Below are 16,802 nucleotides of genomic sequence, written 5' to 3'. Positions count from 1 at the left end.
CCCGGGAATGCCTCACCCTGGTTGCGGAGACATCGCTGTCCGGCGGGCGTGTCGCACGGGAGCTGGATCGTCTTGTGGCCGAGCGCGGCCGGCCGAACATGATCGTCAGCGACAACGGCAGCGAGTTCACCTCCAATGCCATCCTGGCCTGGGCGGATGCGGCAAAGGTCGAGTGGCACTACATCGCCCCGGGCAAGCCCATGCAGAACGCCTTCATCGAGAGTTTCAACGGCCGGCTGCGCGACGAGCTTCTCAACGAGACGCTGTTCTCGGCGCTGAGCCAGGCCAGAGCGACCCTGGGCAGGTGGCGCTCCGACTACAACGGATCACGCCCGCACTCCGCCCTCGGCTGGCAGACCCCGTCCGCTTTCGCAGCCACCTTCCACCCGCGACGGGATCTGCCGCTGCGCCACGCGAAAAGCTCCGCGCCAGATCCCGCCACTCACCCGGCCGACAAGGCCAAACCCAACCGCCAGAACAACCTCACCGCTGGATAAAACTTGGGGGCAACGTCAGCCTCAATGAGACGTTGTTCCGTGATCTCGATCATGCCCGGTCGGCGCTCGCCCGTTGGGTCGTCGACTACAACGATCACCGCCCACATTCCGCACTCGGCTATCTGACCCCAAAGGCGTTCGCATCGACTTTCACCGCAACGGACGATCGGCTGCGCAATCCCGACCAGCTCCGCCGATCGACCGTTGCTCACCCGGCGCATCAGCGCCAAACTCACCCGAGGACTCTGGCCTCAGCCGGATGGGAGACGGGGCTCACAGCACCTTTCGGAAGAGCCGATGATTTCGATCGGGAAGGAGCGCTGGCGCGGGTTGAACAGCTCGCCTAGTCCAAAACCCCGCGCGGTGGCGAATGGGGGGCGCTACAGCCAACCTCGCCACTTGAAGAAGACGTAGGGCAGGATACCCGAGATGACCATGGCGCACAGCGCTGCCGGATAAGCGTAGGTCAGGCCGAGCTCTGGCATGTGCGTGAAGTTCATGCCGTAGATGGAGGCGATCAGCGTCGGCGGCATCAGCACCACGGACAGAACCGCGAAAATCTTGATGATGTTGTTCTGCTCGAGGCTCACCATGCCGATGGTGGCGTCGAGCAGAAACTGCAGCTTGTCGCCCAGGAAGGCGGCGTAATCGGCGAGGCCGCCCACGTCGCGGGCCATGGATTTCACCGAGGCTTTGAGGTCCTTGGACAGGTCGCGTCCATCCGCGTCGGCGGGGAGGAACGACAGCATGCGCTGCAGGGAGGCGAGGCTCTCGCGGATCGCCGATAGCAGCCCCTCCTTGCGACCGATCTGACGCAGGGCAGCGCGATAGCGCGCGCTGGAATTGTCGTCGAACACGGTCTTCGACAAGGTTTCCACATCGGCGTCGAGCTGCTCCAGCACGTCGGCCGCGCGGTCGACGATGGCTTCCAGAAGCTCGATGAGGATTCGCTCACCGGTGGGCGTGAAGGGGCAGAGCTTGCCGAGCCGCCCGGCGACCAGCGGAAAGGCGCGGGGCTCCCCGTAGCGCACGGTGATCAGCAGCCGCTCCGTGAGGATGAAGGTGACCGCCAGCACCGCGGGGGTGGCGGTGTCCGCGCCGCACAGGAGCGCGGCGGTCATGTAGCGGGCGCCGCCCTCGGTGTAGAGGCGGGAGGAGGGCTCGATCTCGCGCATGGCCTCGCGGGTCGGCACGTCGACCGCCGCGAAGGCGGTCACCACCCGGTCGTCATCGGCCGTAGGGTTGAGCAGGTCTACCCAGACGGCGCCTGGTGGCACCGGTTCGTCCGGGGAGACGCGCGTCGGGTGAAGGCGATCGCCTTCGGGCACGTAGGCGACGATCATCGGAGGCCTTGCAGGAAGAGCGGGTTGCGCAACTGCCTCGCCCGCTCGGCGGCGTCGGCCGAGCGGCGTGCGGTTGAGGAGCGCTCATCATACCGTTTGGCGCGGCTGCGCGGCAGCCCCACGAAGGCGCAGAACGTCGCGCCGATCAGGCCGCGAAATAATCGATGTCGCGCAGGGTCACGATACGGTTGGTCTTGGCGGCAGCCTGAAGCTCAGCCTCGGTCTTCTTGGCGGCCTGCTCGGCGGCGGCGGCGACGGCGGAGATGCCGATGGCGCGCCACTGCTGGCTCTGGGCCTGACGCTTCAGCTCGCTCTCGGTCTCCGGGTGGAAGCCGTTCGCCTGGGTGGTAGACATTTGCCTTCTCCTCTGCCCGTACGCATGGGCACGTTGCGGAATGCGCCTTACAAATGCGCAGCGACTGCGTCGAAACTGTGCAGCGGTTGCGGCTACTCTGAGGTCGCTCCTCAGGAAAGCTCCGAAATGCTTGAGAAACTCCAAATCGCCCTGACGAAAGGTGAGGGTGTGAGGCATTTCTGCAACGCTCGCGAAGAACGCTGCCCAAGCGGGCCTTCACCTCTTCAAGCGCTCGCCACATTCGGTTAATCCAAAAATAGAAATTCGAATCCTCCTTGTGAGGCTTGAAGAAGAGGCGGACATGATGTGGCGGGCGGCAGGGGCGCTTCTGCTCGGTTTGGCGCTTACGGGTTGCATGTCGGAGACCATTGCACCGGCTCCGACGGCAGCGATGACGTCGCGGGACAAGCAACTGCTTGCGAACGCGCCGTATCCGAAAGTGAAGCCTGAAGGGCAGTATGCGCGGCACATCGTCGAGTATCAGACGAATAAAAAGGCCGGCACGATTGTCGTCGATACGCCGAATAAGTATCTCTACTATGTCGAGGGCAACGGAAAGGCGATCCGCTACGGTGTGACCGTGGGCGAAGAGAGCCTGGCCTTCCGCGGCAGCGCCAAGGTCGGTCGCAAGTCCGAGTGGCCGAGCTGGACCCCGACCCCGGAAATCCATCAGCGCATTGCCGGCTTGCCGTCCTATGTGGGCCCCGGCCCGCATAATCCCATGGGTGCCCGCGCGCTCTACCTCTATCAGAGCGGGCAGGACACGCTGTTCCGCATCCACGGCACCAATCAGCCGGAACTGCTGGGCCAGGCCATCTCCTCCGGCTGCATCCGCATGCTGAACGAGGATGTGATCGACCTCTACAGCCGCGTCCCGGTGGGCGCCGAGGTGGTGGTGCTCTGAGCCCTGCCTGACAGGTCAGTCATCGGGTTGAAACGGGCGTGGGCTTTCCACGCCCGTTTTGTTTTGGGGCCGAGAGGCTTGAAAAGCCGCCGGCATTGGGCGAGTGATGGGCGTGGCCCCCGGCGGAGCGAGCGGCACCATCCATGATCAGACGCCGCCTTTATGTGGAGGAGCGGGTATCGCCCACGGCGCAGTGGGGCTTCCGGCTCGCTTTGTTCGCCGTGCCGGTGCTGGTGCTCTCCATCGTGCTCTACCGTCTCGGCGTGCTCGATTTTCAGCCCGCCATGGTGGCCTTCGGCACCGGCCTGTTCCTGGCGGCGGCCGGCGGGCTATTGGGCGCGATCGGCTTCTTCATCGTGTGGGAGAGCGGCTGGGTCGGCATCGGCCGGGCCATGGCCGCGGTGGCCCTGGCCCTGGTGGTGCTTGCCGCGCCGGCGGTGGTGGTCGCCCGCGGGCTGATGCTGCCGCCTCTATCGGACATTTCCACGGATCTGGAGGATCCGCCCCAGTTCCGCGCCCTGCTGCTGGCCCATCCGCGCGAGGCGAACTCCCATCTCTTCGCTGGCGCCTCGGCCGGCGCGCAGCGCGCAGGCTATCCCGGTATCAAGCCGGCGGACCTGAGCGCCACCCCTGAGGAGGCCTTCAACGCGGTGCTGGCACTGGTGCAGAAACGCGGCTGGCACATTCTTGACGCGACGCCGCCGCGCGGCACGCAGCGGGATGGGCGCATCGAGGCGGTGGCCACCTCGCACGTGATGGGCTATCGCAACGACGTGGTGATCCGCATCCGCCCCACGGCCAAGGGTGCGCGGGTGGATATGCGCTCCACGTCGCGCTACGGCACCCATGACCTCGGCACCAATGCGGAGCGCATCGAGGGCCTGATGGCCGATCTCTCCGCGGAACGCCGCAAGCATTGAGAGGCGCCGTGCGCCGAGGGGCGGTTCGTCACCCATTGCTTTGAGACCCCTTGCACCGCGCGCCGCCGTCAGCTATCAGAACCACTCCTGAGCGCAACCGCTGAGAGCATTGCCACCGTGTCGTCCCGCACGACCAAGACTGCAGCCTCTGCCCCCCGGACCATCACGGTTCCGGGCAACGCTCTTATTCTGCGCGCGCTTCTTCTCCTTAGCCGCCCCTGAGGGCCGGCCGGGCTACGCCTGGGCACTCAGGGGATCGCGCCACCGCCGGGCCGAGACCCGGTGACGATTTCGGCTTATGATCCGGCATAAGCCCGCGCCCGAAGCCTCTCCCTGCTGAGAGCGGCGCCCGCCGGAATGCGAGAAGGACCGTTCCGATGACCGATACCGCCTCCACCGCCCCGGTCGCCAAAGACCGCGTCATCATCTTCGACACCACCCTGCGTGATGGCGAGCAGTGCCCCGGCGCCTCCATGACCTTCGAGGAGAAGCTGCAGGTGGCCGAATTGCTCGACGACATGGGCGTCGATGTCATTGAGGCTGGCTTCCCCATCGCCTCCATCGGCGATTTCGAGAGCGTGTCGGAGATCGCCCGGCGGGCCAAGCGTGCCACCATCTGCGGCCTGTCCCGCGCCGCGCTCCATGATATCGACCGCTGCGCCGAGGCGGTGAAGCACGCCGCGCGCGCCCGCATCCACACCTTCCTGTCCACCTCGCCGGTGCACATGAAGTACAAGCTCCAGAAGGAGCCGCACGAGGTTCTGGAGATGATCGTGGCTTCGGTCACGCGCGCCCGCAACCATGTGGCGGATGTGGAATGGTCGTCGGAAGACGGCACGCGCACGGAGATCGATTTCCTGTGCCGCTGCGTCGAGGCGGCCATCGCTGCCGGCGCCACCACCATCAACATCCCCGATACGGTGGGCTACACCACGCCGGCCGAATATCAGGCCCTGTTCCGCACCGTGATCGAGCGGGTCCCCAATTCGGACAAGGCGGTGTTCTCGGTCCATTGCCACAATGATCTCGGCATGGCGGTGGCCAATTCGCTGGCCGGCATCGCCGGTGGCGCCCGGCAGATCGAGTGCACGGTGAACGGCATCGGCGAGCGGGCCGGCAATGCGGCGCTGGAGGAGGTGGTGATGGCCATCGACACCCGGTCCGATGCCTTCCCCTATGCCACCGGCATCAATACCCGCATGCTCACCCGCGCCTCCAAGCTGGTGTCGGCGGTCACCTCGTTCCCGGTGCAGTACAACAAGGCCATCGTCGGCCGGAACGCGTTTGCCCACGAAAGCGGCATCCACCAGGATGGCATGCTCAAGCACACGCAGACCTATGAGATCATGACCCCCGAGAGCGTGGGCGTCTCCAAGACCTCGCTGGTGATGGGCAAGCACTCCGGCCGCGCCGCCTTCCGCGACAAGCTCAAGACCATGGGCTACGAACTGGGCGAGAACGCCCTGAACGACGCCTTCGCCCGCTTCAAGGACCTCGCCGACCGGAAGAAGGTGGTCTACGACGAGGACATCGAGGCGCTGGTGGATCAGGGCATCGTGGCGGCCAGCGATCGCATCAAGCTCATCTCTCTGTCCATCATCGCCGGCACCCATGGGCCGCAGCGCGCCACCATGAAGGTGGAGGTGGATGGCGTGGTGAAGACCGAGGAGGCCGAGGGCAACGGCCCGGTGGACGCCACCTTCAACGCCATCAAGGCCTTGGTGCCCCACACGGCGAAGCTGGAGCTCTACCAGGTGCACGCGGTGACCGAGGGCACCGATGCCCAGGCGGAAGTGTCCGTGCGGCTGGAGGAGAACGGCAAGGTCGTGACCGCCCGCGCGGCCGATCCCGACACGCTGGTGGCCTCCGCCCGGGCCTATATCACCGCCCTCAACAAGCTGCAGATGAAGCGCCAGAGCGTGAACCCGCAGACCGCGGTGGGCTGAGGCGGTCCGCACAGCTTCTGGAAACGCCCGGTCGCCTGGCCGGGCGTTTTCGTTTGCGCCCGGCCTTCACCCTTTCCGCACATCGCGGCAGAAGCTGTGCGGCAACCCCTTGGCATGATCGGCGGGGCGGATTACGAAACATCCATACCGCCGCCTTCGCTTCGGCGCGCGGGTGCCACCTGTCACGAGGTCCCATCCAGCCCCCCTTGCGGTGATTGTCGAGAGCCTCACCACAGGTCCGGGCCGGGGTTTCGGGGGAAGCGCCTGTTCGCCGCGCGGACATCAGACGCGGATCACGGTTGCCTTCGCCGGCGAGGCCGCCGAACGAATCGGGGGATGGAACCGGCACCACGGAGGGACTTCTTCAATGCGTAACAAGGTTTTCGCCGACGCGAAAAGTGCTCTCGAGGGCGTTGTTGCCGACGGGATGACCATCATGGCCGGCGGCTTCGGCCTGTGCGGCATCCCCGAGAACCTGATCGCCGCCATTCGTGAGCTCGGCCCCAAGCACCTCACCGTCATTTCCAACAATTGCGGCGTGGACGATTTCGGCCTCGGCATCCTGCTGGCCAACGGCCAGATCAAGAAGATGGTCTCGTCCTATGTGGGCGAGAACAAGCTGTTCGAGCAGCTCTATCTGAATGGCGACCTGGAGCTGGAGTTCAACCCCCAGGGCACCCTGGCCGAGCGCATCCGCGCCGGCGGCGCGGGCATTCCGGCCTTCTACACCAAGACCGGCTACGGCACGATCATCGCCGAGGGCAAGCCCACCGCCGAGTTCGACGGGCAGATGTATGTGATGGAGCGCGCGCTGCATGCCGACCTCTCCATCGTCAAGGCCTGGAAGGCCGACAAGGCGGGCAACCTCGTCTACCGCAAGACCGCCCGCAACTTTAACCCGATGATGGCCACCGCCGGCAAGATCACGGTGGTCGAGGTGGAAGAGGTGGTGGAAGTGGGCGCGCTCGACGGCGATCTCATCCACACCCCGGGCATCTATGTGGATCGCATCATCGTCTCCAAGGACGCCGAGAAGCGGATCGAGAAGGTGACCACCCGCAAGCGCGAAGAGGTGAAGTGAGATGGCCTGGAACCGTGACCAGATGGCGGCCCGGGCCGCCCAGCAGATCCGCGACGGCTTCTACGTGAACCTCGGCATCGGCATCCCTACCCTGGTGGCCAACGCCCTGCCCCCGGGCATGACGGTGACGTTCCAGAGCGAGAACGGCATGCTCGGCATCGGTCCCTTCCCCTATGAGGGCGAGGAGGATGCGGACCTCATCAACGCCGGCAAGCAGACCGTCACCGAGGTGCCGGAAACCGCCTATTTCTCCAGCGCCGACTCGTTCGCCATGATCCGTGGCGGCCACATGGACCTGTCCATTCTCGGCTCCATGCAGGTGTCCGAGCACGGCGACATCGCCAATTGGATGGTGCCGGGCAAGATGGTGAAGGGCATGGGCGGCGCCATGGACCTGGTGGCCGGCGCCCGTGAGGTGATCGTGCTCATGGAGCATGTGGAGAAGTCCGGCGCCCCCAAGCTGGTGGAACGCTGCACCCTGCCGCTCACCGGGACCCACGTGACCGATTTCGTCATCACCGATCTCGCCGTGTTCGAGTTCACCAAGCGCGGTGGCACCCTGGTGCTCAAGGAACTGGCGCCGGGTGTCTCGCTGGACGAGATCAAGGCCAAGACCGCCGCCAGGTTCGAGGTTGGTCTGTGATGTGAGGCGCCGGTGCCGCTGTGCACCGGCGTGGTGACGAGGCATGCGACGGGCGGGATGGCGATCAGCCTCCCGCCCGTTTTGCTTGGTGCCCCGGTCGCAGGATCGGCCGGCCTTGTGCGCCTCATTCCGATGCTATAAAAAGCGAGCGCTCGCTCGGATTTTCAGGGCGTTGCTATTGCACTGCAAGATGTCCCGACGCATGCGGGCATCTTTTCCGGTGCCGCTGGAGGCGGGGTCGCCGCCCCGGCGCATGAGGGGGAAACATCATGGATTTCGCTATCTCTCCGGAGCTCGAGGCCCTCAGGGCCCGCATCTCCGCCTTCGTGGCGGAGGAGATCCTGCCCCATGAGGCGGATCCGCAGGCCTATGACGCCCACGAGAACATCCGTGCCGATCTGCTCGCCAGCCTGCGGGAGAAGGCCCGGGCGGCGGGCCTGTGGTGCCTGCAGCTGAAGCCGGAGAATGGCGGGCTCGGGGTTGGCCGCATGGGCATGGCGGTGTGCTATCCGGAAATGAACCGCTCCATCTTCGGCCCGGTGGTGTTCAACTCCGCCGCCCCCGACGATGGCAACATGATGATGTTCGAGGCGGTGGGCACGGCCGATCAGAAGGCCCGCTGGCTCGCCCCCATCGTCTCCGGCGCGGTGCGCTCGGCCTTCGCCATGACCGAGCCCCATCCCGGCGGCGGCTCCGATCCGGGCATGATGCTCACCCGTGCCGAAGCGCAGCCCAGCGGCGCCTATCGCATCTTTGGCCGCAAATGGTTCATCACCGGCGCGGAGGAGGCGGCTCATTTCACCGTTATCGCCCGCACCTCAGATGATCCGCGCACGGGCCTGACCGCCTTCGCCTTCCACCGCGACACCCCCGGCTGGCGCATTCTCCGGCGCATTCCCATCATGGGGCCGGAGGAGCACGGCGGCCATTGCGAGATCGAGTTCGACGGACTGGAGATTCCCCCAGAGGACATTCTGCTGGGCGTGGGCAAGGGGCTGAAGGTGACGCAGATCCGCCTTGGTCCGGCGCGCCTCACCCACTGCATGCGCTGGCTGGGCCTCGCCGCCCGCTGCGTGGAGATTGCCCGGGAGTATGCCGCCGAGCGGCATGGCTTCGGCGTGCGGCTGGCGGATCGCGAGAGTGTGCAGCTGATGCTCGGGCGCCTCGCCATGGAGATCGAGGTCGGCCGGCTGCTGGTGATGAAGGCGGCGTGGGAGCTTGATCGCGGCGGGCTCGCCCGCAAGGAGGTGTCCATGGCCAAGATCCAGGCCGCCAACACCCTGCACAAGGCCGCCGACACCGCCATCCAGATCAATGGCGCGCGGGGCTATTCCAAGGATACGGTGCTGGAATGGATCTACCGCTACGCCCGCCAGGCGCGGCTGGTGGATGGCGCCGACGAGGTGCACCAGATGGTGCTCAACCGCTTCCTGGAGAAGGAAGAAGGCGCGTTCTGGCGCTGGCCAGTGGCGGAGGCGCGCGCATGAGCGACGCCGCCGTTCAGCCGGGCTTCGATGTCGGAGCCCTCGATGCCCATCTGAAGGCCCATGTGGAGGGGCTTTCCGGGGCGCCGCGGCTCACCCCCATTGCCGGCGGCCAGTCCAACCCCACCTTCTTCGTGGATTATGACGGCCGTGCCCTGGTGCTGCGCAAGCAGCCGCCGGGAGAGCTTTTGCCCTCGGCCCATGCCATCGATCGGGAATACCGCATCATCCGGGCGCTGGCCGGCACCGATGTGCCGGTGCCGCCGGCGTTGCTCTATTGCAGCGATCGCACGGTCATCGGCACCCCCTTCTATGTGATGGAGAAGGTGGAAGGCCGGGTGTTCCACGATTGCACCCTGCCGGGGGTGTCACCGGAGGAGCGACGGGCCATGTATGGCGCCATGGCGCGCACCCTCGCCGCCTTCCACAACGTGGACGTCGCGGCGGTGGGGCTCGCCGATTTCGGCAAGCCGGGCAATTATTTCGCCCGGCAGATCGGCCGCTGGACCCGGCAATGGGAGCTCTCCCGCACCCGCGACGACAAGAATATCGATCGCCTGGTGGCGTGGCTGCCGGCGCATATTCCCGCCGACGACACCACCAGCCTGGTGCATGGCGATTATCGCATCGGCAATCTCATGTTCCATCCGCAGAAGCCCGAGGTGGTGGCGGTGCTGGATTGGGAATTGTCCACCCTCGGCCATCCGCTGGCGGATCTCGCCCATTGCGCCATGGCCTGGGTGTCGAAGCCCGATGAATATGGCGGCATCGAAGGGCTGGACCTTGCCGCCCTCGGCATCCCGAGCCGTGCACAGTTCGTGGCGGACTACAGCGCCGCCGCCCACCATGGCCAGGCGCTGACGGATTTTCACATGGCGTTCGCGCTGTTCCGCTGGGCGGTGATTTTCGAGGGCATCGCCGCCCGCGCCAAGGCCGGAAACGCCAATTCCGCCAATGCCGGGGATACGGGGCGCCTCGCCGCCGCCTTCGCCCGTCGTGCCGCGGAGTTGACCTCAGCGCCCATATAATTATGAAATAGCATTTCATAAATGAGCCCGCCATTGCACGACGTGGGCGACGGGCGTATGCAGGTTCACCAAACAAACGTTTGATCCAGTCTGTTCCGATGACCGCATCCGCGGTGCCGGCCGACGGTCAGGCGCATGCGGCCGTGCCCGCCGGTCGCGACGTGGGAGGAGTGCAGATGAACCGATTGGCTGTCATTGGAGCCGGCCTCATGGGCGGCGGCATCGCCCTCGATGCGGCGCGTCATGGCTTCGAGGTCCAGGTCTTCGATGCTCGCGCCGACGGGGTTGAGAAGCTCCGGGCCCGCGCCGCCAGCGTCTATGCCCGCTGGGTCAAGAACGGCCGCATGGCCGAGGCCGATGCCCAGGCGGCGCTCGCCCGTCTGCGTCCCGCCACCCTGGCCGAGGCCGGCGCCGCCGATGTGGTGATCGAGGCGGTGTTCGAGGATCTCGCCGTGAAGCGGGCGCTGTTCACGGAGCTTCAGCCCCATCTGTCGCCGGCGGCGGTGCTCGCCACCAACACCAGCGCCCTGAAGGTAGGCGATCTGTCAGTGGGCTTCGCCTTCGCCCCGCGCTTCCTGGGGCTGCACTATTTCAGCCCGGCGGAGGTCTCGCCGCTGGTGGAAGTGGTCCGTTCCGACGCGACGACGCAGGCGACGGTTGACGCTGCGCTCGCCTTCCTCAAGGCGACCCGCCGCACGCCGCTGCCGTGCCTCGATCGGCCGGGCTTCGCCATCAACCGCTTCTTCTGTCCCTATTACAACGAGGCTACCCGCATCATCGAGGATGGCATCGCCGGCACGGCGGATGTGGACCAGGTGGCGCAAGAGCGGCTCGGCGCGGCGGCGGGGCCGTTCACCGTCATGAACCTGATCCGGCCGGCGGTCTCCGCCCATGCCATGACCAATCTCGGCTCCCTCGGCCCCTTCTACAAAACCAGCCGCACCCTGAACGCGCAGGCGGCCACCGGGGCGGACTGGCCCCTTGAGAGCCGCGTTGCCGGTGCCGACCTCGACCTGGTGGAGCGCCGCCTGCTGGGCGCCCTGGCATTGCCGGCCCTGGAATTGGCGGCCGAAAAGGTGGCCGCGCCCGAAGCCGTGGACCAGGGCGCGGTTCTGGCGCTGAAGTTCAAGGAGGGGCCGTTCGCTCTCATGCGCCGCTATGGTGCCGCAACCGTCGAGCAGGCGGTGGAGGCCCTGTGCGCGCGCGATGGCCACCCGGTGCCCGCTTTCGCCGCCGCGGCAGCCTGAATGCGCCGCGTCCGTGGCCGGCGCACCCTCGGCCGACGCAGCGCCCCCGCCGCGTCGGCTTGATCTTTGAGCAGGGCCCTGTTTCATCCGCCGACTGTCGCCCGCGGCTCCATCGCGCGCGGTGGCCTGCGTCCTGACCGTTCTGGGAGGTTTTCACCATGAGCAATCCCGACGTCTTCATCGTTGCCGGCGCCCGCACGCCGGTGGGCAGCTTCGGCGGCGCGCTGAAGGACATTCCCCCCACCGCCCTCGGCGCCCATGCGGCCAAGGCTGCCATCGCCCGGGCCGGCATCGCCGCCGATGAGATCGGCCACACGGTGGTGGGCAATGTGATCCACACCGAGCCGCGCGACATGTACATCTCCCGCGTGGTGGCCATCGAGGCCGGCGTGCCGAAGGAGGCCCCCGCCCTCACCGTCAACCGGCTGTGCGGCTCGGGCCTGCAGGCCATCGTCAATGCCACCCAGATCCTCAAGCTGGGCGACGCCGAGATGGCGCTCGCCGGCGGTGCCGAGAGCATGAGCCGCGGCGGCTATCTGATGCCGGCGGTGCGGTGGGGCCAGCGCATGGGCCCGACCTCGGCCATCGACATGATGATCGGCGTGCTCACCGACCCGTTCGGCCACGGCCACATGGGCGTGACCGCCGAGAACATCTCGGAGCGCTACCAGGTAAGCCGCGATGTGCAGGACGCGGCTGCGGTGGAGAGCCACAAGCGCGCCGCCGCCGCCATCGACGCGGGCTACTTCAAGGACCAGATCGCCCCGGTGGAGATTGCCGGTCGCAAGGGTACCGTGGTGTTCGACACCGACGAGCACGTGCGCCGCGACGTCACCCTGGCCGACATGACCAAGCTGAAGCCGGTGTTCAAGAAGGACGGCACGGTCACCGCCGGCAACGCTTCCGGCATCAATGACGGCGGCGCCATGGTGGTGCTGGCCACCGGCGCGGCGGTGGCGGCCAAGGGGCTGAAGCCCATGGCGCGCCTCGTCTCCTACGGGCTCGCCGGCGTCGATCCCTCGGAAATGGGCATGGGCCCGGTGCCGGCGGTGAAGACCGCCCTCGCCAAGGCCGGCCTCACCGTGGCCGACATCGACGTGATCGAGTCCAACGAGGCGTTCGCGGCCCAGTCCTGCGCGGTGGGGCGGGCGCTCGGCTTCGATCCAGCCAAGGTCAATCCCAATGGCGGCGCCATCGCCCTCGGCCACCCGGTGGGTGCGTCCGGCGCGGTGCTGATGGTGAAGACGCTTTATGAGCTGCAGCGCACCGGCAAGCGCTATGGCCTCATCACCATGTGCATCGGCGGCGGCCAGGGCATCGCCGCCATCGTCGAGCGGGTGTGACTCGCGCGAACGGGCGGCATTGAAATGAAAGAGGCCCCGGATCGGTTCCGGGGCCTTTTTCGTTACACGGCCGGCTTCGGCGCGCGGCGTGGCGCGGCGGGAACCGGCAGCGGAGCCGGCGGCGCGAGGGCGGCCAACACGAAATCGGCCACCCGCGCGGCATAGGTCACCGCAGTCACCCCGCGCTTGCGGTACTTGCCGCGCTTCACATACCAATCCTGCAGCAGCGGCTTGATCAGGGTGGCGGTGAACTCCACATCGTCCACCTTCAGCCGGCCGCTGGCCGCACCGGCCTCCAGCACCGCAGCGAACATGCGCTCGGTGGCCAATTCGCTTTCCACCGCCGCCGTGCGGGCGGGGGCGGGAAAGGCCTTGGCTTCCATGTAGGCGAACACGAACCAGGGCTGCATGGCCTCCGACAGGCCCACATGGGTTTCGATGAGCCAGCGCAGATGCCGCGCCGGATCCCCCGCCACCTCCTCGGGTGGCTGGGACAGCGCCTCTTCCACCGCGCCGGCCACCTGCTCCAGGATCATGAGCAGCAGGGTGTCCTTGGTATCGAAATAGGAATAGAGGCCGCCCATGCTGATCCCGGCGGCGCGGGACAGGTCGCGCAGGGAGGTGGCGTGGAAGCCCTGGCGGTTGGACAAAGTGAGCACCGCCTCGACGATCCGAGCGAGATTGGCCACCGCCACCCGGGGCTTCTGCACCTTGATGGTGTCGCGATGCCGCTCATAGATGCGCGCGCACAGGCCCTCCAGCGAATAGTCCGCGCTGGCGGGTGGACGCCGGTCGTTGGTCACATCGCTCTCCCAGATCGCTCCCCAGGGCGCTTTAATGGGCGCTCTTTTGGCTTTGGTGTCCCCTGTATGACAGGTTCTGGGCGCAAAAAGTCAAGCGAGCGTTCGTTCGGCGTTGCAGCGCCGCGGCCGGCTTCAGGCGAGAGCGAGCGGCCAGCGCTGGGGGAAGGGGGTCCCGTCCATCTCCACCGGTCCCTTGGGGTGGGCGGCCGGGCGTTTCAGCACGTGCTTGACCAGCTCCGGGATCATCACGGAGCCCACGTAGCGGCCCAGGCATTCGTGGTGGCCATAGCCGAAATGGAGGTAGGTGTGGAGCGGCCGGTCGGGCCGGAACTCCTCCGGCGCGGCGACGAAGTCGGGGTCGAACATGGCCGAGAGGCTCAGGGGCAGCAGCACCGTGCCGGCGCCGATCACCTTCTCCCGCGCGGTGCCGCCGGCCAGTGTAGAGGTGGCCGAGGCCTCCCGGAACATGAAGGCGACGATGGGCGAGAAGCGCAGAGCCTCCCAGACGTAGCCGTCGAAGGTGGCATCATCGTCGGCGAGGGCGGCGGCCCGGGCGCCGGCCAGCACCTCGGGCCGGGCGAACAGCTCGGCGAGGGCATTCACCACCGCCTCGGCAGTGGTCTCGATGGCGCCGATGAGCAGCCCGCCCACATTGATCACCACCCGGTCCATGCCGAACTGGGCGCTCGCCGGCAGCTGGAGGGAGAGGATGCGGGTGAGCATGTCGTCCGGGGCGGTGCCGGCCTTGATCTCGGCCAAGCGGAGCGGGATCAGCTGGGCAAACAGCGCCCTCAGCTTCACCCGCGAGGCTTCCGCCGCCGCGTGGATGGCGTCGGCGTCCGGGCGGCCGTCGTAGGGCAGGTTGTTGAACTGGTCCATCTGGTTGGCATAGGACCAGTCGAGCAGGTCGGCGTCCGGGCCATTGATGCCGAAATAGCGCTGCACCAGGCGCAGCGGCACTAGCCGGGCATAAGCGGAGACCAGCTCGATCTGTGCCCCGGCGCCATCCAGCGCCGCTTCGGCGCATTCGGCCACCAGCGCGCGGACCCTGGGCAGATCGTCCCAGGTGAGGATGGCGCGCATGACCGACTTGTCGCGGTAGTTCACCACCGTCTCGTCCTGGGCGAGCATGAAGTCGCCCATCTTCGGCCTGTAGAGGTCCACCGTGAATATCTTGGGCGCCGACAGCACCTCGATCACGTCGGCCCGCTTGGCGATGAGGGTCACCTCGGCGGTCTCGTAGATGGGGGCATGGGCCCGCAGCTCGGCGAAGAAGCCGCGCGGGTCCGTGCTGATGAGGGTGCGGGCCAGCGGCCAGCGGTCCTTAGGGGCGAGGGCGTTGAGCTGGTCGAGATAGGGCGTGTCAGTGCGCGCGGACATCGGGTCCCTCCAGCACCTTGAGATATTCGATGATGGCATAGCGATCGGAGGGCGACAGGCGCGCCACCGAAGGATCGGGAAAGGCATGGCCGGCGTTGGAATTGCCGGGCTGCGCCGTGTCGAACAGGAACAGGCCGGCACGCTCGCCTTCCGGGATCTTCTCCAGCTGCGAGACATAGCCGAGCATCTTCGGGTCGTAGCGCTCCGAACCCACATAGAAGCGCTTCGGCCGCTCGCCCGGAGGCGAGAGCAGGTCGTAGATGGTGGGCACCGAGCCGTTGTGCAGGAACGGGCCGGTGGCCCAGACGCCGGCCAGCGGCCCGGCCTTGTAGGCGAGCGGCGTGGTCCAGCCCGATTGCGGCTTCTCGCTGTCCGGAGCGAAGCGCCAGCCATAATAGGCCTTGCGGGCGTCGCCAGTGATGCCGAGGGTGCGCAAGTCATTCTCGACGATGGTGCCCACCACGGCCAGCAGCACGCCGCCCGCCGGCACTTGCGGCGCGCCGCCGAACAGGGGCGCGAGGGCGCCGGTCTCGGCGGTGCGGGTGGCGAAATTCTGCAGCATCTTGGGGTCGGTCTTGATGGTGCCGAGATCCACCATCTTCACCGCCAGCCACTGCCGCCCGCCGATGGTGTCGGCCGCCGGCGTCAGCGGATAGTCGGGGCCCCCATGGCAGCCGCTGCAATGGGTGGCGAAGAGCGCGGCCCCCTTGCGGGCGCGGGACGGGCTCACCCGGCCCAGCTCCCGCGGCCACGGCGGCGGCTTCAGCTCGGCCACCCAGGTCTCCAGGGCATGGAGATTGTCGGCGAGGGCGGTGGAGGAGAAGGTGGCCGGCGCGCCGGTGCCGATGCTGGGATGGCCGAACACCCCCAGCACCTCGCCCACATTGCGGCCGATGGGATTGCCGGCGACGCCGTTCCACTGGGCATAGCGCTGGAACGGGGTGGTCCACAGAAAGGGATAGCTCACCGGTGCGTCCGGCACCCGGAAGTTGGCGGGACTGTGCAGCGCCTCGGCGGCCACCGCATTGAGGATGTGGCCGAAGGCGTCGAGCCGGCCGCGGCCGTAAGGCGAGGGGGTCCAGCCGGCGGCATCGAGCCGGCGGATCTCGCTGGCGGTGGCTTCCAGGGCCGGGCGCACCGCTTCCGGCTTGGCCGAAAGCCGCGCGGCGAAGCGCTGGAACTTGGCGGGGTCAGCCAAAGTGGCGTCGAGCGCCTGGGACAGACGCGCCATCAGCATCTGGAAATCGCCGAGGGAGGCGCCGCCGTCGATGCGGATGCGGGTGGTGCCCACCTTGATGTCGTTGGTGTGGCAGGCGGCGCAGGTGAGGCCGGCCATGGGGCCGAAGGCGCCACCGGGGCGCGGGTCCTTCACGAAGCCGATGGGCAGCCCGTCCGGATTGAGCGGGGAGGGGCCCAGGGCCGGCAGGAAGCCGGTCTGGGCGACCGCCTTGGGATCAAGGAACAGGCCCTCGCCCTCCGGCTGCTCCAGCGCCTTGAGGAAGGCATAGGGCAGAAGGGTGCTGCCCTGGGGGGTGAAATAGAATTGCTCGCGCCGCGCCGCGTCCCATCCCTGGTCGAGATGGACCACGGTTTCCGCCTTGTCGGGCGCCGCCGGCTCCTTGTGCACCACGGCGTTGGTCAACGCCGCGAGCACCACCACGCTGGCGATGCCGCCCAGCACCACCTTGGTCGTCCGCCCCACCATGTCGCCCCCTGATCACCTGTCTTGCGGGCGCGCCGCAGGGGCGCGCTGGCTGGAGAGAGGGCGGGAGAGATTCGCATCGCCGGCCGGACCCGTCAGGCGCCGATGCGGATCGCTCCCGCACGC

General features: G+C 67.4%; 15 protein-coding genes and 1 pseudogene (1 of these 16 cut by a window edge). 11 read left to right on the top strand and 5 right to left on the bottom strand.

Going from position 1 to position 16,802, the window contains the following annotated elements:
* Both ACU4E7_RS05955 and ACU4E7_RS05950 read left to right on the top strand, forming a co-directional pair.
* Positions 1-497 (top strand): IS3 family transposase gene (locus tag ACU4E7_RS05955; RefSeq protein WP_447020961.1); it begins 693 nt to the left of the window's first position. Within the gene, positions 1-497 belong to an annotated coding region that runs on past the window's edge; the region does not span the whole gene.
* A gap of 20 nt (positions 498-517) precedes the next feature.
* Positions 518-643: pseudogene (locus ACU4E7_RS05950) on the top strand (integrase core domain-containing protein); the annotation flags it as partial.
* Positions 644-877: 234 nt separating this feature from the next.
* On the opposite strand, the gene ACU4E7_RS05945 reads toward ACU4E7_RS05950, so the two are convergent.
* The gene (locus ACU4E7_RS05945) at positions 878-1,840 is read right to left on the bottom strand and encodes a magnesium transporter CorA family protein (RefSeq protein WP_238123786.1); all 963 of its coding nucleotides are present in this window, start codon (positions 1,838-1,840) and stop codon (positions 878-880) included.
* Between the two features lie 145 nt (positions 1,841-1,985).
* Positions 1,986-2,195 (bottom strand): hypothetical protein, encoded by a 210-nt coding sequence (locus ACU4E7_RS05940; RefSeq protein ID WP_238123785.1) that lies wholly within the window; start codon positions 2,193-2,195, stop codon positions 1,986-1,988.
* 301 nt (positions 2,196-2,496) lie between these two features.
* On the opposite strand from ACU4E7_RS05940, the gene ACU4E7_RS05935 reads away from it, so the two are divergent.
* The 9 genes from ACU4E7_RS05935 (at position 2,497) to bktB (ending at position 12,791) form a co-directional block, all read left to right on the top strand.
* On the top strand, positions 2,497-3,099 hold the full coding sequence (locus tag ACU4E7_RS05935; protein ID WP_238123784.1) for a L,D-transpeptidase: 603 nt from the start codon (positions 2,497-2,499) through the stop codon (positions 3,097-3,099).
* A 143-nt stretch (positions 3,100-3,242) separates the two neighbouring features.
* A complete protein-coding gene (locus tag ACU4E7_RS05930) occupies positions 3,243-4,019 on the top strand; it encodes a DUF1499 domain-containing protein (protein WP_238123783.1) in 777 nt (258 codons plus the stop codon).
* Between the two features lie 377 nt (positions 4,020-4,396).
* Positions 4,397-5,965, top strand: coding sequence for a 2-isopropylmalate synthase (locus ACU4E7_RS05925; protein ID WP_238123782.1), 1,569 nt, complete (start codon positions 4,397-4,399; stop codon positions 5,963-5,965).
* Between the two features lie 367 nt (positions 5,966-6,332).
* A complete protein-coding gene (locus tag ACU4E7_RS05920; RefSeq protein ID WP_238123781.1) occupies positions 6,333-7,046 on the top strand; it encodes a CoA transferase subunit A in 714 nt (237 codons plus the stop codon).
* 1 nt (position 7,047) lies between these two features.
* Positions 7,048-7,689 carry a CoA transferase subunit B gene (locus ACU4E7_RS05915; protein WP_238123780.1) on the top strand — a complete coding sequence of 214 codons (642 nt, stop codon included), beginning with the start codon at positions 7,048-7,050 and terminating at the stop codon, positions 7,687-7,689.
* 269 nt (positions 7,690-7,958) lie between these two features.
* Positions 7,959-9,176, top strand: a complete 1,218-nt coding sequence (locus ACU4E7_RS05910; protein WP_447020960.1) for an acyl-CoA dehydrogenase family protein — start codon at positions 7,959-7,961, stop codon at positions 9,174-9,176.
* Complete coding sequence (locus tag ACU4E7_RS05905) at positions 9,173-10,201, top strand: phosphotransferase family protein (protein WP_447020959.1); 1,029 nt, start codon at positions 9,173-9,175, stop codon at positions 10,199-10,201. The genes ACU4E7_RS05910 and ACU4E7_RS05905 overlap by 4 nt, the downstream gene beginning before the upstream one ends.
* Before the next feature lie 176 nt (positions 10,202-10,377).
* Entirely contained in the window at positions 10,378-11,448 is a 1,071-nt protein-coding gene (locus ACU4E7_RS05900) for a 3-hydroxyacyl-CoA dehydrogenase family protein (protein WP_238123777.1), read from the top strand.
* 158 nt (positions 11,449-11,606) lie between these two features.
* Entirely contained in the window at positions 11,607-12,791 is a 1,185-nt protein-coding gene (bktB, locus tag ACU4E7_RS05895) for a beta-ketothiolase BktB (RefSeq protein ID WP_447020958.1), read from the top strand.
* Between the two features lie 62 nt (positions 12,792-12,853).
* Here bktB and ACU4E7_RS05890 read toward each other — a convergent pair whose 3' ends face one another.
* From ACU4E7_RS05890 to ACU4E7_RS05880, 3 genes are all read right to left on the bottom strand, one after another.
* Entirely contained in the window at positions 12,854-13,594 is a 741-nt protein-coding gene (locus ACU4E7_RS05890) for a TetR/AcrR family transcriptional regulator (protein ID WP_447020957.1), read from the bottom strand.
* A gap of 132 nt (positions 13,595-13,726) precedes the next feature.
* Positions 13,727-14,974 carry a cytochrome P450 gene (locus ACU4E7_RS05885; RefSeq protein WP_447020956.1) on the bottom strand — a complete coding sequence of 416 codons (1,248 nt, stop codon included), beginning with the start codon at positions 14,972-14,974 and terminating at the stop codon, positions 13,727-13,729.
* Positions 14,958-16,679 carry a di-heme-cytochrome C peroxidase gene (locus ACU4E7_RS05880; RefSeq protein WP_447020955.1) on the bottom strand — a complete coding sequence of 574 codons (1,722 nt, stop codon included), beginning with the start codon at positions 16,677-16,679 and terminating at the stop codon, positions 14,958-14,960. The genes ACU4E7_RS05885 and ACU4E7_RS05880 overlap by 17 nt, the downstream gene beginning before the upstream one ends.
* Positions 16,680-16,802: the final 123 nt, after the last annotated feature.

It is taken from the genome of Xanthobacter sp. ZOL 2024, from assembly GCF_052932325.1.
This window is presented reverse-complemented; position numbering and strand designations above follow the sequence as displayed.